We start from the raw sequence: 20,635 nt of genomic DNA, 5'->3' as shown, positions 1-20,635 counted from the left end.
GTGGCGGTCCGGCCCGCCGCCCCCGTACGGCCGGCGCGGGCCGGACCGTACGGTCCACGCCCGGCACGGTCCTGGAAGGCGGTCGCCCCTGATGAGTCGCACCCGTCCCGTCGACGCCCCCGCGGTGGACACGGCCGCTCTGGAGGCGGCGCTGCGCGACAGCGTGGACGCCGAGGTCCGGTTCGACGCCGGGAGCAGAGGCGCCTACGTCACGGACGGCTCCAACTACCGTCAGCCGCCCCTCGGCGTGGTCGTCCCGCGCAGCGTGGAGGCGGGCGCGCAGGCCGTCCGGGTGTGCGCGCGGTTCGGCGCGCCGGTCCTCTCGCGCGGCGGCGGCACCAGCCTCGCCGGCCAGTGCACCAACACCGCCGTGGTGATCGACTGGACCAAGTACTGCGACGCCCTGGTCGCCGTGGACCCCGACGCCCGCACCTGCGTGGTCGAACCCGGCATCGTCCTGGACCAGCTGAACAAGCGCCTGTCGGACCACCGCCTCCAGTTCGGGCCCAAGCCCTCCACCCACAGCCACTGCGCGCTCGGCGGGATGATCGGCAACAACTCCTGCGGCGCCTCCGCGCAGGCCTACGGCAAGACCGTCGACAACGTGCGCCGCCTGGAGATCCTCACCTACGACGGGCTGCGCATGTGGGTCGGCCCCACCTCCGAGGCCGAGCGGGCGCGGATCGCCGCCGAGGGCGGCCGCAAGGCCGAGATCTACGCGGGCCTGGAGCGCATCGCCACCGAGTACCTCGCCGACATCCGCCGCGGCTACCCGAAGATCCCGCGCCGCGTCTCCGGCTACAACCTCGACTCGCTGCTCCCCGAGAACGGCTTCGACGTGGCCCGCGCCCTGGTCGGCAGCGAGGGCACCCTGGTGACCGTGCTGCGCGCCGAACTCGACCTGGTGCCGGTGCCGGAACACCAGTCGATCCTGGTCCTCGGCTACCCCGACATCTGCGCCGCCGCCGACGACGTGCCCCGGCTGCTGGAGCACTGCAACCCCAGTCAACTGGAGGCGCTGGACGGGCGGATGGCGCAGCTGATGCGCGAGGAGGGCGCCTATCTGGAGTCCCTCGCCGTGCTGCCCGAGGGCGACAGCTGGCTGATGGTGCAGTACAGCGGCGACAGCCAGGAGGACGTGGACGGGCAGGCGCACGCCCTGCTGCACGCGATCGGCCGCGAGGAGAAGGACCCCGACGTCGCCTTCTCCGACGACCCCGAGCGCGAGCAGCGGATGCTCAAGGCCCGCGAGGCCGGACTCGGCGTCACCGCGCGCCCGCCGGACGACCGGGAGACCTGGGAGGGCTGGGAGGACTCCGCCGTCCCGCCCGAACGCCTCGGCGACTATCTGCGCGACCTGAAGAACCTGTTCGAGGAGTTCGACTACGACCACCCGTCCCTGTACGGGCACTTCGGGCAGGGCTGCGTCCACACCCGGATCCCGTTCCAGCTCAGGACGGCCGAAGGAGTCGCCCGTTTCCGGCGCTTCATGGAACGCGCCGCCGACCTCGTCGCCTCCTACGGCGGCTCCCTGTCCGGCGAGCACGGCGACGGCCAGTCCCGGGGCGAGCTGCTGGTCCGCATGTTCGGGCCGCGGCTGGTGACCGCGTTCGGGGAACTGAAGCGGCTGTTCGACCCGGACGACCGGATGAACCCCGGCAAGGTCGTCGACCCCGACCCCCTGGACGGTCAGCTCCGCCTCGGCGCCGACTGGCGTCCCACGCCCCTGGAGACGCAGTTCGGGTATCCGCAGGACGACCACTCCTTCACCCGCGCGGTGATGCGCTGCGTCGGCATCGGCAACTGCCGCAGCCACGAGGGCGGCGTGATGTGCCCCTCCTACCGGGCCACCAAGGAGGAGGAGCACTCCACCCGCGGCCGGGCCAGGCTGCTGTTCGAGATGCTCGACGGGCACGCGGACTCCACGATCACCGACGGCTGGCGCTCCACCGAGGTCAAGGACGCCCTCGATCTCTGCCTGGCCTGCAAGGGCTGCAAGTCGGACTGCCCGGTGGGCGTCGACATGGCCACCTACAAGGCCGAGTTCCTCTCCCACCACTACGAGGGCCGGCTGCGCCCCGCCGCCCACTACTCGCTGGGCTGGCTCCCGCTGTGGGCCCGCCTGTCCCGGCTCGCGCCCGGACCGGTCAACGCCCTGCTGCGGGCGCCGCTGCTGGGCCGCGCGGGCAAGCTGCTCGCGGGCGTGGCGGGGGAGCGGGAAGCACCGGTCTTCGCCGAGGAGTCCTTCCTCCAGTGGTGGCGGGCGCGGAGCGACGGTGGATCCGGCGGGCCCGATCCGGCCGATCCGCGCACCGTCGTGCTGTGGCCCGACACGTTCAGCACCTACTTCCACCCGTCCATCGCGAAGTCGGCCGTACGGGTCCTGGAGGACGCCGGCTTCCGGGTCGCCGTACCCACCGAGCCCGTCTGCTGCGGGCTGACCTGGATCTCCACCGGGCAGCTCGACACCGCGAAGAAGGCGCTGCGGCGCACCCTCGACGTGCTGCGGCCCTACCTGGAGGCGGGCACCCCGGTCATCGGCCTGGAGCCCTCCTGCACCGCCGTGTTCCGGTCCGACGCCGGCGAACTCATGCCCGCCGACCAGGACGTGCAGCGGCTGGCCGGACAAGTGCGCACGTTCGCCGAGCAGTTGGTGCACCACGCGCCCGACGGCTGGCGGCCGCCGGCGGTCACCCGGCAGGCGACCGTGCAGACCCACTGCCACCAGCACGCGATCATGAAGTTCGACGCCGACCGCGAACTCATGCGCCGCGCCCACCTCGACGCCGACGTCCTGGACGAGGGCTGCTGCGGCCTGGCCGGCAACTTCGGCTTCGAACGCGGTCACCACGAGGTGTCCATGGCCGTCGCCGAACAGGGCGTCCTGCCCGCCGTCCGCGCCGCCGCCCCCGACGCCCTCGTCCTCGCCGACGGCTTCAGCTGCCGTACCCAGATCGAACAGGGCGGCACCGGCCGCCGGGCCCTGCACCTGGCCGAGGTGCTTGCCCTCGGCCTCGACGGGAACCTGCCCAGTGAGCAGCCCGAACGCCTGGCCGAGCGGCCCGCCCGCCCCTCCCGCACGGCCCGGTGGGCGGCCACCGCGGCCGCCGTGGCCGCCGCCGGCCTCACCGCGACGGCCGCGACCGCCGCCGGCCGCGCGGCCCTGAAGAGGCCGCGCCGACCCTGACCGCGCACGACGAGAAGCACCCTCCCGAAAGGTCGTCGAACATGTCGATGAAGGTCTCCGACCACGTCCTCGAGCGCCTGCGCGACTGGGAGGTGGAGTACGTCTTCGCCTACCCCGGCGACGGCATCAACGGGCTGCTCGCCGCCTGGGGCCGCGCCGACGACAACCCCCGGTTCATCCAGGCCCGGCACGAGGAGATGGCCGCCTTCGAGGCCGTCGGCTACGCCAAGTTCTCCGGCAAGGTCGGCGTGTGCGCCGCCACCTCCGGACCCGGCGCCATCCACCTCCTCAACGGCCTGTACGACGCCAAGCTCGACCACGTCCCCGTCGTCGCGATCGTCGGCCAGACCAACCGCAGCGCCATGGGCGGCTCCTACCAGCAGGAAGTCGACCTGCTCAGCCTCTACAAGGACGTGGCCTCCGACTTCTGCGAGATGGTCACCGTCCCCGAGCAACTGCCCAACGTGCTGGACCGGGCGATGCGCACCGCCATGGCCCGCCGCTCGGTGTGCGCCGTCATCATCCCCGCCGACGTGCAGGAACTCGACTACTCACCGCCCGAGCACGCCTTCAAGATGGTCCCCTCCAGCCTGGGCATGCCGCACTACGCGCCCGTCCCCGGCGACGACGACCTCGCGCGCGCCGCCGAGGTCCTCAACGCGGGCGAGAAGGTCGCCATCCTCGTCGGACAGGGCGCCCGCTCGGCCCGCACCGAGGTCATGAGCGTCGCCGAACGGCTCGACGCGGGCGTCGCCAAGGCACTGCTCGGCAAGGACGCCCTCGACGACGACCTGCCCTACGTCACCGGCTCCATCGGCCTGCTCGGCACCCGGCCGTCGTACGAGCTGATGATGGAGTGCGACACCCTCCTCGTCATCGGATCGTCCTTCCCCTACACCCAGTTCCTGCCGGAGTTCGGGCAGGCCCGCGCCGTGCAGATCGACATCGACCCGCACATGGTCGGCCTGCGCTACCCGTTCGAGGTCAACCTCGTCGGCGACGCCCGCGAGACCCTGACCCGGCTGCTGCCCCTGCTGAAGGCGCACAAGAACAAGAGCTGGCGCAAGAAGGTCGAGAAGGACGTGGCCCGCTGGTGGGAGGTGATGCAGCGGCGCGCCGCCGTCGACGCCGACCCCATCAACCCCGAGTACGTCGCCCACGCCCTCAACGACCTGCTGCCCGAGAACGTCATCCTCGCCGCCGACTCCGGCTCCGCCGCCAACTGGTACGCCCGCCACCTCAAGCTGCGCGGCGCGATGCGCGGCTCCCTGTCCGGCACCCTCGCCACCATGGGACCCGGCGTCCCGTACGTCATCGGCGCGAAGTTCGCGCACGGCGACCGCCCGGCGATCGCGCTGGTCGGCGACGGCGCCATGCAGATGAACGGCATGGCCGAGCTGATCACCATCCACAAGTACTGGCGGGAGTGGCAGGACCCGCGCCTGATCGTGGCCGTCCTCAACAACCAGGACCTCAACCAGGTCACCTGGGAGATGCGCGCCATGGCCGGCGCCCCGCAGTTCGAGGAGTCCCAGTCCATCCCCGACGTCGCCTACGCCGACTTCGCCCGCTCCCTCGGCCTCAACGGCATCCGGGTCGAGAAGCCCGACGAGGTGCAGAGCGCCTGGGAGGCGGCTCTCGCGAGCGACCGGCCCTGTGTGCTCGACTTCGTCACCGACCCGGCCGTGCCGCCGATCCCGCCGCACGCCACCCTCGACCAGATCGAGGCCGCCGCGACCGCGATCCTCAAGGGCGACAGCGACCGCACCGCCATGGTGCGCCAGGGCTTCAAGGCCAAGGTGCAGGAGTTCCTGCCCGGCGGCCGGCACCGCGAGGACCGGCCGGGCGCGCGGGACGGCAAGTGACCCACGGTCCGGCAGCGGCGGGGACGGACCCGGAAGCGCTCCGCCCCCGCCGCCGGGAACCCCGAACCGAACGGCAGGACCACACCCCCATGAGCACCGCATCCTTCCCGCCGCACGCGCTGCACGACTACGCGCTGCTGGCCGACGGGGAGCGCGGCGCCCTCATCGGACCGGACGGCGCCGTCGCCTGGCTGTGCGCGCCCACCTGGCACGACGACGCCGTCTTCGCCGCCCTGATCGGCGGCCGGGGCGGCTACGCCGTCACCCCGCGCGGCCGGTACGTCCCCGGCGGCCACTACGAGGAGGGCACCCTGATCTGGCGCAGCCGCTGGATCACCACCGACGGCGTCGTCGAGTGCCGCGAGGCCCTGGCCTTCCCCGGCGAGGCCGGCCGCCTGGTCCTGCTCAGGCAGCTCACCGCCGTCGACGGCACCGCCCACGTCCGCGCCGTGCTCGACCCGTACGCCGACTACGGCCGCACCCCGCCGGCCGCCCCGCACCGCGACGACGACGGCCGGTGGCACCTCAACGTCGGTCACCACCGGCTGCGCTGGCAGGGCGCGCCCTCGGCGACCGTGGGCGCCGACGGTCTCACCGCCGAGTTCGTCCTGCGGCCCGGCGAACGCCACGACCTGGTCCTGGAGTGCTCCGACGCGCCCCTGCCGCACACCCCGCCCCACGCCGGCCAGGCCTGGACCGCCACCGAGCGGGCCTGGCGGGAGAGCGTGCCCCCGCTGGAGCGGACCGTCGCCCCGCGCGACGCCCGCCGCGCCTACGCCGTGCTGCGCGGGCTGACCACCCACGGCGGCGGCATGGTCGCCGCGGCCACCACCAGCCTGCCCGAACGCGCCGAGGCCGGCCGCAACTACGACTACCGGTACGTGTGGATCCGCGACCAGAGCTACGCCGGACAGGCCGCCGCCGCTGCCGGCGCCCCCGAACTCCTCGACGCAGCGGTCCACTTCGTCGGCGAACGGCTCCGCTCGGACGGCCCCCGTCTCGCCCCCGCCTACACCGTGCACGGCAGGCCCGTGCCCGACCAGCGCGAACTCGGCCTGCCCGGCTACCCCGGCGGCTCCAGCCGGATCGGCAACCACGTCGGCGAGCAGTTCCAACTCGACGCCTTCGGCGAGTCGTTGCTGCTGTTCGCCGCCGCCGAACGGGCCGGCCGGCTGGACGCCGAGGGCTGGAAGGCCGCCGACCTCGCGGTGCGCACCGTGGCCGACCGCTGGCGCGAACCCGACGCCGGGATCTGGGAATTGGAGCCACGGCAGTGGACGCACAGCAGGCTCACCTGCGTCGCGGGACTGCGCGCCCTGGCCGGGGCGGCGCCCCGCCAGCCGCTCGCCGGCACATGTGAGCGGCTGGCCGACGCCCTCTTCGCCGAGGCGTGCGCCACCGCCGTCCACCCCGACGGCCACTGGCAGCGCGCCACCGACGACCCCGGGATCGACGCCGCCCTGCTGCTGCCGGCCCTGCGCGGCGCCCTGCCCGCCCGCGACCCGCGCACCCGCGCCACCCTCGCCGCCTGCCGCGCACATCTGACCCAGGACCACTTCGTCTACCGTTTCCGCCACGACGACAGGCCCCTCGAACAGGCCGAAGGAGCCTTCGTGCTGTGCGGGTTCGTCATGGCGCTGGCCGAACACCAGCAGGGGAACGACACCGAGGCCTACCGCTGGTTCGAACGCAGCCGCGGCGCCTGCGGGGCGTCGGGACTGTACGCGGAGGAGTTCGACATCGCCCAGCGCCAATTGCGCGGCAATCTGCCCCAGGCCTTCGTCCACGCCCTGCTGCTGGAGAGCGCGGCCCGGCTCGCCCCGCCGTTCGCGCCCACCGCCGAGTAAGGAGCCCGTCATGCCCCAGACCGTCGTCATCACCGGCGCCAGCGCCGGCATCGGCCGCGCCACCGCCCGCCTCTACGCCCGGCGCGGCGCCGACGTCGTCCTCGTCGCCCGCGGCCGCACCGGCCTGGACAACGCGGCCAAGGAGGTCGAGTCGCTCGGCGGCCGGCCCCTCGTCCACGTGGCCGACGTGGCCGACCCCGAGCAGGTGGAGGCCGCCGCCGAGGCCGCCGAGCGCGCGTTCGGACCCATCGACGTATGGATCAACTGCGCCTTCAGCACGGTGTTCGCCCCGTTCGAGGAGATCACCCCCGAGGAGTACCGCCGGGCGACCGAGGTGACGTATCTCGGCTTCGTCAACGGCACCAGGGCCGCGCTCGAGCGGATGCTGCCGCGCGACCGGGGCACGATCGTGCAGGTGGGCTCCGCGCTGGGGGAGCGGTCGGTGCCCCTGCAGTCCGTGTACTGCGGCGCCAAACACGCCATCAACGGCTTCACCTCCTCCCTGCGCACCGAACTGCTGCACCGCGGCAGCAACGTGCACGTCACCGTGGCGCAGATGCCCGCCGTCAACACCCCGCAGTTCTCCTGGGTCACCACCCGGCTGCCCAAACACCCGCAGCCCGTCCCGCCGATCTACCAGCCCGAGGTCGCCGCCCGGGGCGTCGTGCACGCCGCCGACCACCCGCGCCGCAAGCAGTACTACGTCGGCGCCACCACCGTCGCGACCGTCTGGGCCAACCGCCTCGCCCCGGCCCTGCTCGACCGCTACCTCGCCCGCACCGGCTTCGACTCCCAGCAGACCGACCTGCGGCCCCCGACCGGCGAGAGCAACCTCTTCGAACCCGTGGACGAGGGACCGCGGGGCAGCGACCACGGCGCCCACGGCATCTTCGACGCCTCCTCGCACAGCCGCTCCCTCCAGGCGGCCCTCGCCCGCCACCCCGCCGCCCTCGCCGCCGGACTCGCCCTCGGCGGCGCCGCCGCCACCGCCGCCGCACTCACCCGGCGCGGTCGTACCGGCGCGGCCTGAGACACCCGGCCGGGGCACGGCGCCGGACGGCCGCGGCGAGAGCGGAAGGGGGACACCATGGCAGAGCACCCCACCCACCGGGGCCGGGCCCCCTCCCGCGCCCGGCCCGCGCAGCACGCCCTCGACCACGAGGCGGAAGAACTGAGCATCGCCGTGATGACCGCCTCCCGGCTGTTCGTCGCGATCTCCGCCCGCGCCCTGGCCCGCACCGACGACTCGCTCACCCTGCCCCAACTGCGCGCCCTGGTCGTCCTGGACACCTGCGGACCCGTCAAACTCGTCGCCCTCGCCACCACCCTCGGCGTCAACCCGTCCACCGCCCTGCGCATGGTCGGCCGCCTCGAAGCGCTCGACCTGGTGGACCGCAGGACCAATCCCGCCAACCGGCGCGAGGTCGTCCTCAGCCTCACCCCCGGCGGCCACGACCTGGTCGGCCGGGTCCTCACCCACCGCCGCGCCGAGATCCGCACCCTCGTGCGGCGGCTGCCCGCCGCGCAGCGCACGGCCCTCGTCCCGGCCCTGCACGCCCTGACGGCCGCCGCGGGCGAGATCGCGGTGGACGCCCACGACGACGCCCGCGCGGACCGGGGCGTCGTGGACGACCCCCTCGACCCCGCCGCACCCCCCGAGGTGTGACACCCGCGGACCCCTGAGGTGGGACACCTCCCGAGGCGCGCCCCCGCCGTATGCCACCCGAGGTGTGACACCCCGCCCCGGACGGGCCACCTCAACGCGCCGACCCGGCGTCCGGCCGGTGGAATGGACCCGTGACCGGGCCCCCGGACGACTGCCTCGCACGCAACGAGTGGATCTGCGGCGCATACCTGAGCACGCGCCGCCACATCCTCCTGGACGCGGTGCTCCAGCACCTCCAGCTCACCGGCCTGTCCGTGCTGATCGGCCTCGCCGTCGCCGTCCCGCTCGCCGTGCTCGCCCGCCGCTGGAAGGGCGCCGCCGGACCCGTCCTCGCCGTCACGACCGTCCTCTACACCATCCCCTCGCTCGCCATGTTCTCCCTGCTCCTGCCCCTGTACGGCCTCTCGGCCACCCTCGTGGTCGCCGGGCTCGTGCTGTACTCGCTCACCCTGCTGGTGCGCAACATCCTCGCCGGACTGCGCGCCGTGCCCGAGGAGACCCGGCAGGCCGCCCTCGGCATGGGCTACGGCCCCGCCCGGCTGCTCCTCACCGTCGAACTGCCGCTCGCCCTGCCCGCCGCGATGGCCGGACTGCGCATCGCCACCGTCTCGGCGGTCTCCCTGGTGACCATCGGCGCGATCGTCGGCTTCGGCGGCCTCGGCAACCTCATCTACGCCGGCATGAACACCTACTTCAAGGCACAGGTGCTCACCGCCTCCGTACTGTGCGTGGTGATCGCCGTCGCCGCCGACCTGCTCCTGCTCGGCCTCCAGCGCCTGCTCACCCCGTGGACCCGGACGGCCCGCACATGAACACCCGCACGGACGACACCCGCCCGGACACCCGCTCCGTCGGCGCGCACACCAATCTCCGTGCCGGAGGCCGGGTGTGAGCACCGTGACCGACGCCTGGGCCTGGCTCACCGACCCCGCGCACTGGGCGGGCGACGACGGCATCGCACACCGCCTCCTCCAGCACCTCGCCCTCACCGTCGTCTGCCTCGCCGTCAGCTGCCTGATCGCCCTGCCCGTCGCCCTCGTCCTCGGTCACCTCGGCAAGGGCGGCGCCCTCGCCGTCAACATCTCCAACGTCGGCCGGGCCGTGCCCACCTTCGCCGTCCTGGTGCTGCTGCTCCTCACCCCCGTCGGCCGGTGGGGCGAGGGGCCGACCGTCGTCGCCCTGGTGCTGTTCGCCGTGCCGCCGCTGCTCACCAACGCCTACGTCGGGATGCGCGGGGTGGACCGGGACGTCGTCCAGGCGGCGCGCGGCATGGGGATGATCGGCCGGCAACTGCTGTTCCGCGTCGAACTTCCTCTGGCCCTGCCGATGGTGCTCACCGGGGTGCGGATCGCCGCCGTCCAGCTCGTGGCCACCGCCACCATCGCGGCGCTGGCCGGCGGGGGCGGCCTCGGCCGGATCATCACGGCGGGCTTCAACCTGGCGAGCACCCCGCAGGTGGTGGCCGGCGCCGTCCTTGTCGCCGTGTTCGCCCTGGCCGTCGAGGCGGTCTTCGTCGCCGTCGAACGGCTGGCCCCGGCCCGGGCGAGGGGCGACGGCCGGTGAGGACGCCGCCGATGCGGGGCCTCCTCGCGCTCCTGCCGCCGCTCCTGCTCGCCGCCTGCTCCACCGGCCCCTCCCTGGAGCAGCGCGGCCAGGTCACCGCGCCGCCCGGCGACAGCCGGCGCCTGACCATCGGATCGGCCGGCTTCACCGAGAGCGACCTGCTCGCCCAGATGTACGCCCTGCTGCTGAAGCAGGCCGGACACGACACCGAGCTGATCACCGTCGCCAACCGCGAACTGTACGAACCCGCCCTGGAGTCCGGCCGAATCGACGTCGTCCCCGAGTACGCGGCCACCCTCGCCGACTGGCTGAACGCCAAGGCCCACGGCCCCGACGCGTCCCCGGCCGGGTCGCCCGACCTCGCCGCCACCATGAGCGCCCTGCGCCGCCTGGCCGCGCCCCGCGGCCTCACCGTCCTCGACCCGGGCCGGGCCGTCGACCAGAACGCCTTCGCGGTCAGCGCCGCCTATGCCCGCGAGCACCGCCTGAAGACCCTCAGCGACCTCGGCGCGTCCGGGCTGAAGGTACGGCTCGCCGCCGGGGACGAGTGCGTGAGCCGGCCGTACTGCGAGCCCGGTCTGAGGACGACGTACGGTATCCGGATCACCGGCATCGACCCCAAGGGCGTCGGCACCACCCCGGCGAAGCAGGCCGTGCGGAGCGGCCGCGACCAGATGGTGCTGACCACCACCACGGACGCCACCCTCGACGCCTTCGGCCTGGTCGTCCTCGCCGACGACAAGCACCTCCAGAACGCCGACTACGTCGTCCCGGTCGTCAACCGCGCCCGCGCGGGCGGCCCCGGGGTGACCCGCGTCCTGGACCGGCTCAACAAGGTGCTGACCACGGCGGACCTGGCGTCGATGAACCGACAGGTCGACAGCTGGCGCCGCCTGCCCGCCGACGTGGCCCGCGCCTACCTGAAGGACAAGGGCCTGCTGAAGTGACCCCGCCGCCCCGCCCGGCGGGGGCCGGTCGGCACCGAGCCCTCACGCGTCGGCCACCGAGTCGAAGCCGACCTCTCCGCGCGGCACCCCGAGCGCGTCCGCGTCCACCGAGCGGCGCAGCGCCTCGTGCAGCTTCGCGGGGGTCAGCACCCCGCAGAACCGGGCGCCGTCCAGCACGGCCACCCAGCCCGCGTCGTGCTGGAGCATCACCCCGAACGCCTGCTTGAGCGGCGCGCCCACCGGCACCCAGGCGTTCATCCGGTGGGCCAGATCGCCGACCGAACCGCCCGCGTCCAGCGCGTCCAGCCCCACCCAGCCGTGCAGGTCCCCGGCCGCGTCCAGGACGACCGCCCAGCGCGCCCCCTGCGCGCGCAGCCGCCCGGCGGCCCGCTCGGCCGGCTCGTCCAGCCGGGCGACCGGCGGCTGCTCCAGGTCGCCCCGCTCGATCGCCGTCACCGACAGCCGCTTCAGCCCCCGGTCGGCGCCCACGAACCCGGCGACATAGGGAGTGGCCGGGCTGCCCAGCACCGCGCCCGGCGTGTCCAGCTGCTCGATGCGCCCCTGCCCGTACACGGCGATCCGGTCCCCGAGCCGCACCGCCTCCTCGATGTCATGGGTGACCAGCAGCACCGTCTTGCGCACCGCGGCCTGCATCCGCAGGAACTCGTCCTGCAACTGCTCGCGCACCACCGGGTCCACCGCCCCGAACGGCTCGTCCATCAGCAGCACCTCGGGATCGGCGGCCAGCGCCCGCGCCACCCCGACCCGCTGCCGCTGCCCGCCCGACAACTGCCGCGGATAGCGCGGCCCGTACGTCTTCGGGTCCAGGCCCACCAGGTCCAGCAGTTCGGCGGCCCGCGCCCGCGCCCTCGCCTTCTTCCAGCCGAGCAGCGCCGGCACCGTCGCCGTGTTGTCGAGGACCGTGCGGTGCGGGAAGAGGCCGACCTGCTGGATGACGTACCCGATACGGCGGCGCAGCCGCACCGGGTCGAGGCCCGCGATGTCCTCGCCGCCGACCAGGACGCGGCCCGAGGTCGGCTCGACCAGACGGTTGACCATCATCATCGTGGTGGTCTTGCCGCAGCCGGACGGCCCCACCAGGGTGACGAGTTCGCCCTCCGCGACCTCGAAGCTGAGGCCGTCCACGGCTGTGGTCCCGTCCGGGTAGCGCTTGGTGACCTGCTCGAACCGGATCATCCCTTCACGCTAGCCGCGCCCGTCACGCTCCGCTCACCAGCACCACCTCCAGGGTGCGCGGCCCGTGCACCCCCTCGACCCGGTCCAGTTCGATGTCGCTGGTCGCGGACGGGCCGGAGATCCAGGTCAGCGGGCGCGCCGGAACCAGCCGCTCCAGGGCCTCGGGCACCGAGGACACCACCTGGTCCGGCACCCGGACGACGCAGATGTGGTGATCGGGCACCAGCGTGATCCGGCGGCGGCCCTGGTCGGCGGAGCCGTCCAGGACGATCGTGCCGGTCTCGGCGATCGCGACCGCGCAGCCGGTGACCACGCTGTCCACCCGGTCCAGCTCGTGCGGCGTGGCGTCGGCCCGGTCGGCGACCTGCGCCACCGCCGTCGCCGACAGCCACGACGCGTCCAGACCCGGCGGCACCAGGACGCCCGTGGAGTCGCGCTCGCCGAGCAGATGGGCGATCAGCGCGGGCAGCCCCGCAAGGTCGCAGCGGTGCACCACGGCCCGGTAGTCCACCAGGTTCTCGGCCAGCAGATCCACCGTCTCCGCCGTGCTCCGCTCCCCGTGCCGCCGGTCATAATCCCGGGGAACCGCCTGCTCATACGGCGTGTCGTCCTCGGGCGCGCCGGCCAGCGCGCGCCGCACCCGGCCCAGGATCCGGTCCCTGCCGCTCACTTGTCGTCCTCCTCGCCGCCGTGCGTGCGCTGCCACCAGTCCCGGAACGGTTCGGCGGGCGCCTCGGGCAGATCCCGCGTCCCCGTCCACGCCCGGCCCGGTCCGGGCAGGGTGCGCGGATGGAGCCGGCGGGTGCGCGAGGCCAGCCGCTGGCCGCCGCGCAGCACCGCCGGGTGAGAAAACGCCCAGCGGGCCGCCCGCATCGCCGCCCGCTCCCCGCCGTGCCCCTTCGCGGGTTTGAGCACCACCTTGTTGCCCTCGCGCGTCACCTCGCCGCCCTGCACGACGCGTTCGCGCAGGTGGACGAGGACTTCAGGGATGTCGATGGCGACGGGGCAGACGTCGTAGCAGGCGCCGCACAGCGAGGAGGCGTAGGGGAGGGAGGCGTCGATGTCGCTGTGGGTGCCGCGGAGTTGGGGGCTGAGGATGGCGCCGATGGGGCCGGGGTAGACGGAGCCGTAGGCGTGGCCGCCGGCGCGTTCGTAGACGGGGCAGACGTTGAGGCAGGCGGAGCAGCGGATGCAGCGCAGGGCCTGGCGGCCGACGTCGTCGGCGAGGGTGTCGGTGCGGCCGTTGTCGAGGAGGACGAGGTGGAAGTCGCGTGGTCCGTCGCCGTCGGTGGTGCCGGTCCACATCGAGGTGTAGGGGTTCATGCGTTCGGCGGTGGAGGAGCGGGGGAGGGTCTGGAGGAAGACTTCCAGGTCGCGCCAGGTGGGGAGGATCTTCTCGATGCCGACGACGGAGATGAGGGTGTCGGGGAGGGTGAGGCACATGCGTCCGTTGCCCTCGGACTCGACGACGACGAGGGTGCCGGTCTCGGCGACCATGAAGTTGGCGCCGGAGACGCCGACCTTGGCGCGCAGGAATTTCTCGCGGAGGTGGAGGCGGGCGGCTTCGGCGAGTTCGGCGGGTGTGTCGGAGAGGTCGTCGGGGGCGGGGCGGCCCCATGCGGCCATCTGGGTGCGGAAGATGTCGCGGATCTCGCCGCGGTTGCGGTGGATGGCGGGGACGAGGATGTGGGAGGGGCGGTCCTTGCCCAGTTGCACGATGAGTTCGGCGAGATCGGTCTCGTAGGCGCGGATGCCCTCGGCCTCCAGGGCTTCGTTCAGCCCGATCTCCTGGGTGGCCATCGACTTGACCTTGACGACCTCGTGTTCGCCGGTGGCTTTGACGAGGTCGGTGACGATGCGGTTGGCCTCGGCGGCGTCGAGGGCCCAGTGCACGGTGCCGCCGGCCGCGGTCACCGCTTCCTCCAACTGCACGAGGTAGCGGTCCAGATGCCGCAGGGTGTGGTCCTTGATCCGCTTGCCGGCTTCCCGCAGACGCTGCCAGTCCTCCAGTTCCGCGACCGCGTGGGCGCGCTTCGCGCGGATCGTGGTGGTCGCGTGGCGCAGGTTGCCGCGCAGCCGCTCGTCGCGTACGGCGTCGTGCGCGGCCTCGGGGAAGGGCGGGAACGCCGGATGCGCGGGCGGCGGAAGTCCGGGCATCCCCAGATGGGTCGTGCTCATGCCGCCGGGTCCTCCTCCGTGCTCGCCAGGATCTCCGCGATGTGCACCGGCCGCATACGGGTGCGCAGCCGGCTCATGGTCCCGCCGATGTGCATCAGACAGGAGTTGTCCCCCGCGCACAGCACCTCGGCGCCGGTCGACTCGGCATTGCGCACCTTGTCCGCGCCCATCGCCGCCGACACGTCCGGGTTCTTCACCGCGAAGGTGCCGCCGAACCCGCAGCACTCCTCCGCGCCGGGCAGTTCGACCAGGTCCAGGCCCCTGACCGCCCGGAGCAGCCGCCGGGGCCGGTCCCCGAGGCGGAGGCTGCGCAGACCGTGGCAGGTCGGGTGGTAGGTCACCGTGTGCGGGTAGTACGCCCCCACGTCCGTCACCTCCAGCACGTCGACCAGGAACTCCGTCAGCTCGTACGTCCTCGGGACCACCGGCGCGAGCACCCGCTCCAGGGTGTCCCCGCGCCCCTCGGCCCGCGCCCGCTCGCCCAGGCGCGGATACAGCTCCCGCACCATCGCCCCGCACGACCCGGAGGGCGTCACGATCGCCTCGTAGCCCGCGAACACCTCGCTGAAGCGGCGGGCCAGCGGTTCGGCCTCGTGCCGGTAGCCGGTGTTGTAGTGGGCCTGCCCGCAGCACGTCTGGTCCACCGGGAAGTCCACCTCGACGCCCAGCCGGGTCAGCAGTCTCACCACGGCGCGCCCGGTGTCCGGATAGAGCGTGTCGTTGACACAGGTCAGGAACAGGGCGACACGCATCGCGGCTCCTCGCTGTCGATCATCGGACGAGTGCAGCGTAGTCAGGCGGGGCGGGCCGCGGCAGACGCCGGCCCCCGGCGGGGCGGCGGCCCGCCCCGCCCCGGGGCGCGATCGACCGGCTCGGCTGTGTCCGCAGCGAGTCCGCCCGCCAACCGTGTGCCGGCCGCACCCTCCCGGCCCGCTGACGCCACGGCGCACGACCCCCCGCGCACGCGCGCGCCCCCGCACCGCGCGCCCCACCGGACACGTCACCCGCGCGCCCCGCGCGACTCGCGCGCCCCCCACCCTCCGCACCGGTGCGCCCCGCCCTGGCCGCCCGGCGCGCCCCGCCCACTCCGCGCGCCCGTCGCAGGCGCGACCCTGCGCCCCGCGCATCCACGAACCCGCCGCGCCCGCCCCCACCGGCCGCACACCCCGCCCGTGCGAACCGGGAACGCGGGGCGGCGCACCGGCCGCCCCACCCCGCGCCCGGAGGGCCGTGGCGCATGTGCTGAACTGGGACGCGGCCGCGCAACCCTCCGTCCGGGAGCCCCCTTGTCCCTCAGCTACCGCCAGCCCGGCGTCGTCCTCACCGACCGCTTCTTCACCGTGCCGCTCGACCACGACGACCCGGCCGGGGAGACGATCGACCTGTACGCCCGCGAGGCCGTCGCGAGCGACCGGGCCGGCCAGGACCTGCCGTGGCTGCTCTACCTCCAGGGCGGCCCCGGCTTCGGCGCCAACCGTTTCGTCGGCAGGCAGGCCTGGCTCGGCCGGGCCCTGGAGGACTACCGGGTGCTCCTCCTCGACCAGCGCGGCACCGGCCGCTCCACCCCCGCGAACCGGCAGACGCTCCCGCTGCGCGGCGGCCCCGCCGAACAGGCCGACTACCTCGCCCGCTTCCGCGCCGACTCGATCGTCCGCGACTGCGAGGCGATCCGCCCGCAGGTGACCGGCGGCGCCCCCTGGACCGTCCTCGGCCAGAGCTTCGGCGGCTTCTGCGCCACCGCCTACCTCTCCACCCACCCCGAGGGCCTGGCCGCCGCACTGATCACCGGCGGCCTGCCCGGCCTCGACGCGCACGCCGACGACGTCTACCGGGCCGCCTACCCGCGCATCGAGCGCAAGGTCGCCGCCCACTACGCCCGCTACCCCATGGACGTCGAACGCGCCCGCCGCATCGCCGAACACCTCCTCGGCCACGAGGTGACGCTCCCGAACGGATACCGGCTGACCGTGGAGGCCTTCCAGTCCCTCGGCCTCATGCTCGGCGCCGGCGACGGCAGCCACCGCCTCCACCTCCTCCTGGAGGACGCCTTCGTCCGCACCCCGGCGGGCCGGGAACTGTCCGACGCCTTCCAGGAACAGGTCCAGAGCCTGCTCTCGTACGCCGGACACCCGCTGTACGCCCTGGTGCACGAGGCGATCTACGGCCAGGACGAGCGCCCCACCGCGTGGTCCGCCGAACGCGTGCGCGCCGAGTTCGCGCAGTTCGACGCGGCCACGGCCGTCGCGGACGGGACGCCGCTGCTGTTCACCGGCGAGTCCGTGCACCCCTGGATGTTCGACTGCGACCCCGCGCTGCGCCCGCTGCGCGAGACGGCCGAACTCCTCGCCGCCCGCACCGACTGGCGGCCCCTGTACGACCCCGCCCGGCTCGCCGCCAACGAGGTCCCGGTCGCCGCCGCCGTCTACCACGACGACATGTACGTCGACACCGCCCACTCGCTGGCTACCGCCCGCGCGATCCGCGGTCTGCGCACCTGGGTCACCGACGAGTTCGAGCACGACGGGGTGCGGGCCGGCGGCCCCCGCGTCCTGGACCGCCTCCTCGCCCTCGCCCGCGACGAGGCCTGACCGCCCGGGTCGAGGCCGGACTGCCCGCGACGAGGCCTGACCGCCCGCGACGAGGCCGGACCGTGATGCGCCCGCCTGAATTCCCCGCTCGCCGGCCGGCCCCCTGCGCCTAGGATGATCCGGCAGGCGGGGGCACGGGTGCGGGGGACGGGGAGCGGATGACCGGCACGGGCGGGGACCAGGACGTCATGGCACGGCGCTTCGAGGAGCACCGCGGCCGGCTGCGGGCGATGGCCTACCGCATGCTCGGCTCGCAGGCCGAGGCGGAGGACGCCGTCCAGGAGGCCTGGCTCAAGCTCACCCGCACGGACGCCGCCGCCGTCGAGAACCTGGGCGGCTGGCTGACCACCGTGACCGGCCGGGTCTGCCTCGACCTGCTGCGCGGCCGCCGGGCGCGGCGCGAGCAGCCGATGGACGAGACCTTCGTACCGGACCCCGTCGTCCGGCCGCTCGACCGCACCGACCCGGAGGAGGAGGCGCTGCGGGGCGACTCGGTGGGCCTCGCCCTGCTGGTGGTCCTGGAGACGCTGGGGCCCGACGAGCGGCTGGCGTTCGTGCTGCACGACCTGTTCGCCGTGCCGTTCGACGAGATCGCGCCGATCCTGGAGCGCACCTCCGCCTCGACCCGGCAGCTCGCCAGCCGTGCCCGGCGCCGGGTGCGGGACGCCACCCCGCCCGCCGAGACCGACCTCGGCCGGCAGCGGCAGGTGATGGAGGCCTTCCTCGCCGCCTCGCGCGGCGGCGACTTCGAGGCCCTGCTCGCCGTCCTCCACCCCGACGTGGTGCTCCGGGTGGACGCCGGCGCCCTCGCCCGGGGAGCCGCCGCCTCCAAGGCGGTGCACGGCGCGCGGACGGTGGCCGCGCAGGCGCTCGCCTTCTCCCGGTTCGCCGGGACGGCGCGCCTGGTCCTGGTCAACGGCGCGATCGGGCTGGCCAACGCGCCGCAGGGCGGCCCGGCCTCGGTCATGGGCGTGACCGTCGCCGATGGCCGGATCACCCACCTCTACATCCTGTCCGACCCGGACCGGCTGAGGCACGTGGACCTGGCCGCCGGTGAGGCGGGATGACCGGGCCGTCCGGGGCTTCCCCGCAGGTCAGTAAGGTGGCTGCCATGCCGGAACAGACGACCGACCGGGGCGCCGGGACCGAACTGCGCGGCGACTGCGCCGCCTGCTTCGGACTGTGCTGCGTCGCCCTGCCCTTCGCCGCCTCCGCGGACTTCGCCCGCGACAAGCCCGCCGGGAAGCCCTGCCCGAACCTCCGGGCGGACCACCGCTGCGACATCCACACCAGACTGCGCGCCGAGGGCTACACCGGCTGCACGGTCTACGACTGCTTCGGCGCCGGTCAGAAGGTCTCCCAGATCACCTTCGGCGGCCGGGACTGGCGCTCTGCGCCCGCCGGGCAGGCCCGCGAGATGTTCGAGGTCTTCCCCGTCGTACGCCAGTTGCACGAACTGCTCTGGTACCTGACCGAGGCGCTGGCCCTGCCCGCCGCCCGGCCGGTCCACGCCGACCTCGGCGTCGCGCTGGAGGAGACCGAGCGGCTCACCCTGCTGCCGCCCGGGGAACTGGCCGCGCTGGACGTGGGCGCGCACCGGCAGGAGGTCAACGTGCTGCTGCTGCGCACCAGCGAGCTGGCCCGGGCGGGGGCGCGCGGCAAGAAGAAGGACCGCCGGGGCGCGGACCTGGTCGGCGCCCGCCTGAAGGGCGCCGACCTGCGCGGGGCGAGTCTGCGCGGCGCCTGGCTGATCGCCGCCGACCTCACCGGCGCGGACCTGCGCGGCGCCGACCTCATCGGCGCCGACCTCAGGGACGCGAACCTGACCGACGCCGATCTGACCGGGGCGTTCTTCCTGACCCAGCCGCAGCTGAACGCGGCCCGGGGCAGTGCCGGCACCCGGCTGCCCCGGTCAGTCGCCCGCCCGGTGCACTGGACAGCGCGGGGCTGAGGCCTCGCCGTCGCCGCCCGCCGGCACGGAGTCCCGTACGACGGGCGCGGTGCGCCGCTCCAGGCGCAGCCTGAGGCCCTCGGGCATCAGGGTCAGCCGCTCGGTGATCTTCAGCCGGTAGCCGGGGTCGGGGTGGAGGTCGTAGCGGCGCAGCAGCAGGCCGAGGACGAGCGTCGCCTCGTGCAGCGCGAACTGGCGGCCGATGCAGGCGCGGGCGCCGGTGCCGAACGGCTTGAAGACGTGCGGCGGCCGGGCCCGTACCGCCTGCGCGTCGAAGCGGTCCGGGTCGAAGCGCTCCGCGTCCGCGCCCCACGCCTCCGGGTCGCGGTGCAGCATCGGGGTGAGCACCAGCGCCCACGCGCCCCGCCGCATCGGGTGCTCGCTGGCCAGCACGGTGTCGTGGCGGGCCTCGCGGGCGAAGGCGGGCGCGGTCGGCCACAGCCGCAGCGACTCGTCCAGCACCCGGCGCACGTACCGCAGTTTGGCCACCTGCTCGTAGCCGGGGGAGGCGGTGTCGCCCCAGACCCGGTCCACCTCGGCGCGGGCGCGCTCGGCGATCCGCGGGTGCTGGGCGAGGTAGTGCAGCGCGAAGGAGAGCGCGCCGGAGGTGGTCTCGTGCCCGGCGACCAGGAAGGTGATGACCTGCCGGCGCACGTTCTGCGGCGACAGCCGCTCGCCGGTCTCCGGGTGGGTGGTCTCCAGCATCCGGTCGAGCAGATCGCCCTGGCCGCCCCCGCCGCCCGCCCGCCGGGCGCGCACCAGTTCGTCCACGGTGCGGTTGAGGTGGTCGATGTCGGCGGCGTTGCGGCGGCTCGCGGCGCGCAGCAGATACGGCGCCAGCGGGGCCGGGACGGTGTTGAGGCGCTGCGCGTAGGTGAGCGTGCCGACCATCGCCGTGACGAACGGGTGCGGGCGGGAGCGTTCGAACGAGCCGAAGTCGTGGCCGAAGCCGGTCCGCGCGATCGTCTCCAGGGTCAGCTTGGTCATGTCGCCGGGCACGTCCACGGTGCGCCCGGCGGCCAGTTCGCGGTCCCAGTGGCCGGTGAGGCGGGCGGCGACGTCCAGCATCATCACGTGGTAGCCCGCCATCGCCTCGCGGCTGAAGCCCGGGGCCAGCACATCGTGCGCCAGCTGCCAGTTGGGCTCGTGGTTGTACGCGGTGAACAGCCCGTCCCCGGCGACCGGCCGGAGGTTGGCGACGCCCAAGCCGACGTGCTTGGCGAAGCGTGACTCGTCGGCGAGATCGGCGGCGTGCCGGGCGCCCCAGACGAACACGAACTCCTTGCCGAACACCCGGCGGCGGTAGACCGGGCCGAGCGCGCGGGCGTAGCGCATCGAGTCCTGCAGCGGGCTGCGCCGGTCGGCGCCGAGCACGTCGCCGAGGAGGGGGAGGCGGCGCGGCGGGTGCGGGATGCGGTGCAGCTCGGGCCAGCCCTGCTCGGCGCTGCGGAACCCCCTCGGCAGTCCGGCTCCGGCTCCGGTTCCCGTTCCGGTCGTCGTCTGTGCCATGCCGCGCTCTCCCCGGTCTGCGTCGGGCCGGCGGTCGGCTCCGCGTGCGCGGTGACTCCGTCGTCCGGCCACGTGTTGTACGTGGGTTCAATAGCGTGCTTCAGTCTGGTCCGGTTGTTGAACCGGCGTCAAGTAAA

At 74.2% G+C, this 20,635-nt stretch carries 16 protein-coding genes; 11 read left to right on the top strand and 5 right to left on the bottom strand.

Features of this window, described 5'->3' with window-relative positions:
* The first annotated feature begins 91 nt into the window (after positions 1–91).
* The 8 genes from K7787_RS26690 (at position 92) to K7787_RS26655 (ending at position 11,075) form a co-directional block, all read left to right on the top strand.
* Positions 92–3,187: an FAD-binding and (Fe-S)-binding domain-containing protein gene (locus K7787_RS26690; protein ID WP_223003224.1), complete on the top strand. Its 3,096-nt coding sequence runs from the start codon at positions 92–94 to the stop codon at positions 3,185–3,187.
* A gap of 41 nt (positions 3,188–3,228) precedes the next feature.
* Positions 3,229–5,052 (top strand): thiamine pyrophosphate-requiring protein, encoded by a 1,824-nt coding sequence (locus tag K7787_RS26685; RefSeq protein ID WP_043261607.1) that lies wholly within the window; start codon positions 3,229–3,231, stop codon positions 5,050–5,052.
* A gap of 89 nt (positions 5,053–5,141) precedes the next feature.
* Positions 5,142–6,899: a glycoside hydrolase family 15 protein gene (locus tag K7787_RS26680; RefSeq protein WP_223003223.1), complete on the top strand. Its 1,758-nt coding sequence runs from the start codon at positions 5,142–5,144 to the stop codon at positions 6,897–6,899.
* 10 nt (positions 6,900–6,909) lie between these two features.
* Positions 6,910–7,929 (top strand): SDR family oxidoreductase, encoded by a 1,020-nt coding sequence (locus K7787_RS26675; protein ID WP_164392898.1) that lies wholly within the window; start codon positions 6,910–6,912, stop codon positions 7,927–7,929.
* A gap of 57 nt (positions 7,930–7,986) precedes the next feature.
* Positions 7,987–8,565, top strand: coding sequence for a MarR family winged helix-turn-helix transcriptional regulator (locus K7787_RS26670; RefSeq protein ID WP_223003222.1), 579 nt, complete (start codon positions 7,987–7,989; stop codon positions 8,563–8,565).
* Positions 8,566–8,696: 131 nt separating this feature from the next.
* Positions 8,697–9,377, top strand: a complete 681-nt coding sequence (locus K7787_RS26665) for an ABC transporter permease (RefSeq protein WP_019983434.1) — start codon at positions 8,697–8,699, stop codon at positions 9,375–9,377.
* Positions 9,378–9,453: 76 nt separating this feature from the next.
* Positions 9,454–10,128: an ABC transporter permease gene (locus K7787_RS26660; RefSeq protein WP_223003221.1), complete on the top strand. Its 675-nt coding sequence runs from the start codon at positions 9,454–9,456 to the stop codon at positions 10,126–10,128.
* An 11-nt stretch (positions 10,129–10,139) separates the two neighbouring features.
* Positions 10,140–11,075 carry an ABC transporter substrate-binding protein gene (locus K7787_RS26655; RefSeq protein WP_223003220.1) on the top strand — a complete coding sequence of 312 codons (936 nt, stop codon included), beginning with the start codon at positions 10,140–10,142 and terminating at the stop codon, positions 11,073–11,075.
* A gap of 42 nt (positions 11,076–11,117) precedes the next feature.
* On the opposite strand, the gene K7787_RS26650 is transcribed toward K7787_RS26655, so the two are convergent.
* From K7787_RS26650 to K7787_RS26635, 4 genes are read right to left on the bottom strand one after another with little or no spacing between them, the layout of a single operon-like run.
* On the bottom strand, positions 11,118–12,272 hold the full coding sequence (locus K7787_RS26650) for a betaine/proline/choline family ABC transporter ATP-binding protein (RefSeq protein ID WP_223003219.1): 1,155 nt from the start codon (positions 12,270–12,272) through the stop codon (positions 11,118–11,120).
* Positions 12,273–12,294: 22 nt separating this feature from the next.
* On the bottom strand, positions 12,295–12,942 hold the full coding sequence (locus K7787_RS26645; protein ID WP_223003218.1) for a LutC/YkgG family protein: 648 nt from the start codon (positions 12,940–12,942) through the stop codon (positions 12,295–12,297).
* A complete protein-coding gene (locus K7787_RS26640) occupies positions 12,939–14,450 on the bottom strand; it encodes a LutB/LldF family L-lactate oxidation iron-sulfur protein (protein WP_372456692.1) in 1,512 nt (503 codons plus the stop codon). The genes K7787_RS26645 and K7787_RS26640 overlap by 4 nt, the downstream gene beginning before the upstream one ends.
* A complete protein-coding gene (locus tag K7787_RS26635) occupies positions 14,447–15,202 on the bottom strand; it encodes a (Fe-S)-binding protein (RefSeq protein WP_223003217.1) in 756 nt (251 codons plus the stop codon). The genes K7787_RS26640 and K7787_RS26635 overlap by 4 nt, the downstream gene beginning before the upstream one ends.
* 534 nt (positions 15,203–15,736) lie before the next feature.
* Here K7787_RS26635 and K7787_RS26630 point away from each other — a divergent pair.
* The 3 genes from K7787_RS26630 to K7787_RS26620 all read left to right on the top strand — a co-directional run bounded on the left by K7787_RS26630 (position 15,737) and on the right by K7787_RS26620 (position 18,989).
* Complete coding sequence (locus tag K7787_RS26630) at positions 15,737–17,038, top strand: alpha/beta fold hydrolase (RefSeq protein WP_223003216.1); 1,302 nt, start codon at positions 15,737–15,739, stop codon at positions 17,036–17,038.
* 158 nt (positions 17,039–17,196) lie between these two features.
* Positions 17,197–18,105, top strand: coding sequence for an RNA polymerase sigma factor SigJ (gene sigJ / locus K7787_RS26625; protein WP_223003215.1), 909 nt, complete (start codon positions 17,197–17,199; stop codon positions 18,103–18,105).
* Between the two features lie 44 nt (positions 18,106–18,149).
* Positions 18,150–18,989, top strand: a complete 840-nt coding sequence (locus K7787_RS26620) for a pentapeptide repeat-containing protein (protein WP_223003214.1) — start codon at positions 18,150–18,152, stop codon at positions 18,987–18,989.
* Here the strand turns inward: K7787_RS26620 and K7787_RS26615 are convergent.
* Complete coding sequence (locus K7787_RS26615) at positions 18,951–20,498, bottom strand: cytochrome P450 (protein WP_223003213.1); 1,548 nt, start codon at positions 20,496–20,498, stop codon at positions 18,951–18,953. The two genes, K7787_RS26620 and K7787_RS26615, sit on opposite strands and share 39 nt — an antisense overlap.
* Between the last annotated feature and the right edge of the window lie 137 nt (positions 20,499–20,635).

The sequence above is a fragment of the Streptomyces sennicomposti genome (assembly GCF_019890635.1).
GTDB classification, from domain to species: domain Bacteria; phylum Actinomycetota; class Actinomycetes; order Streptomycetales; family Streptomycetaceae; genus Streptomyces; species Streptomyces sennicomposti.
This window is presented reverse-complemented; position numbering and strand designations above follow the sequence as displayed.

Bases quoted from the DNA above. Each gene is read 5' to 3' on its own strand.
- K7787_RS26690 (WP_223003224.1), top strand. From the start codon at position 92: ATGAGTCGCACCCGTCCCGTCGACGCCCCCGCGGTGGACACGGCCGCT.
- K7787_RS26685 (WP_043261607.1), top strand. From the start codon at position 3,229: ATGTCGATGAAGGTCTCCGACCACGTCCTCGAGCGCCTGCGCGACTGG.
- K7787_RS26680 (WP_223003223.1), top strand. From the start codon at position 5,142: ATGAGCACCGCATCCTTCCCGCCGCACGCGCTGCACGACTACGCGCTG.
- K7787_RS26675 (WP_164392898.1), top strand. From the start codon at position 6,910: ATGCCCCAGACCGTCGTCATCACCGGCGCCAGCGCCGGCATCGGCCGC.
- K7787_RS26670 (WP_223003222.1), top strand. From the start codon at position 7,987: ATGGCAGAGCACCCCACCCACCGGGGCCGGGCCCCCTCCCGCGCCCGG.
- K7787_RS26655 (WP_223003220.1), top strand. From the start codon at position 10,140: ATGCGGGGCCTCCTCGCGCTCCTGCCGCCGCTCCTGCTCGCCGCCTGC.
- K7787_RS26650 (WP_223003219.1), bottom strand. From the start codon at position 12,272: ATGATCCGGTTCGAGCAGGTCACCAAGCGCTACCCGGACGGGACCACA.
- K7787_RS26640 (WP_372456692.1), bottom strand. From the start codon at position 14,450: ATGAGCACGACCCATCTGGGGATGCCCGGACTTCCGCCGCCCGCGCAT.
- K7787_RS26635 (WP_223003217.1), bottom strand. From the start codon at position 15,202: ATGCGTGTCGCCCTGTTCCTGACCTGTGTCAACGACACGCTCTATCCG.
- sigJ (WP_223003215.1), top strand. From the start codon at position 17,197: ATGACCGGCACGGGCGGGGACCAGGACGTCATGGCACGGCGCTTCGAG.
- K7787_RS26620 (WP_223003214.1), top strand. From the start codon at position 18,150: ATGCCGGAACAGACGACCGACCGGGGCGCCGGGACCGAACTGCGCGGC.
- K7787_RS26615 (WP_223003213.1), bottom strand. From the start codon at position 20,498: ATGGCACAGACGACGACCGGAACGGGAACCGGAGCCGGAGCCGGACTG.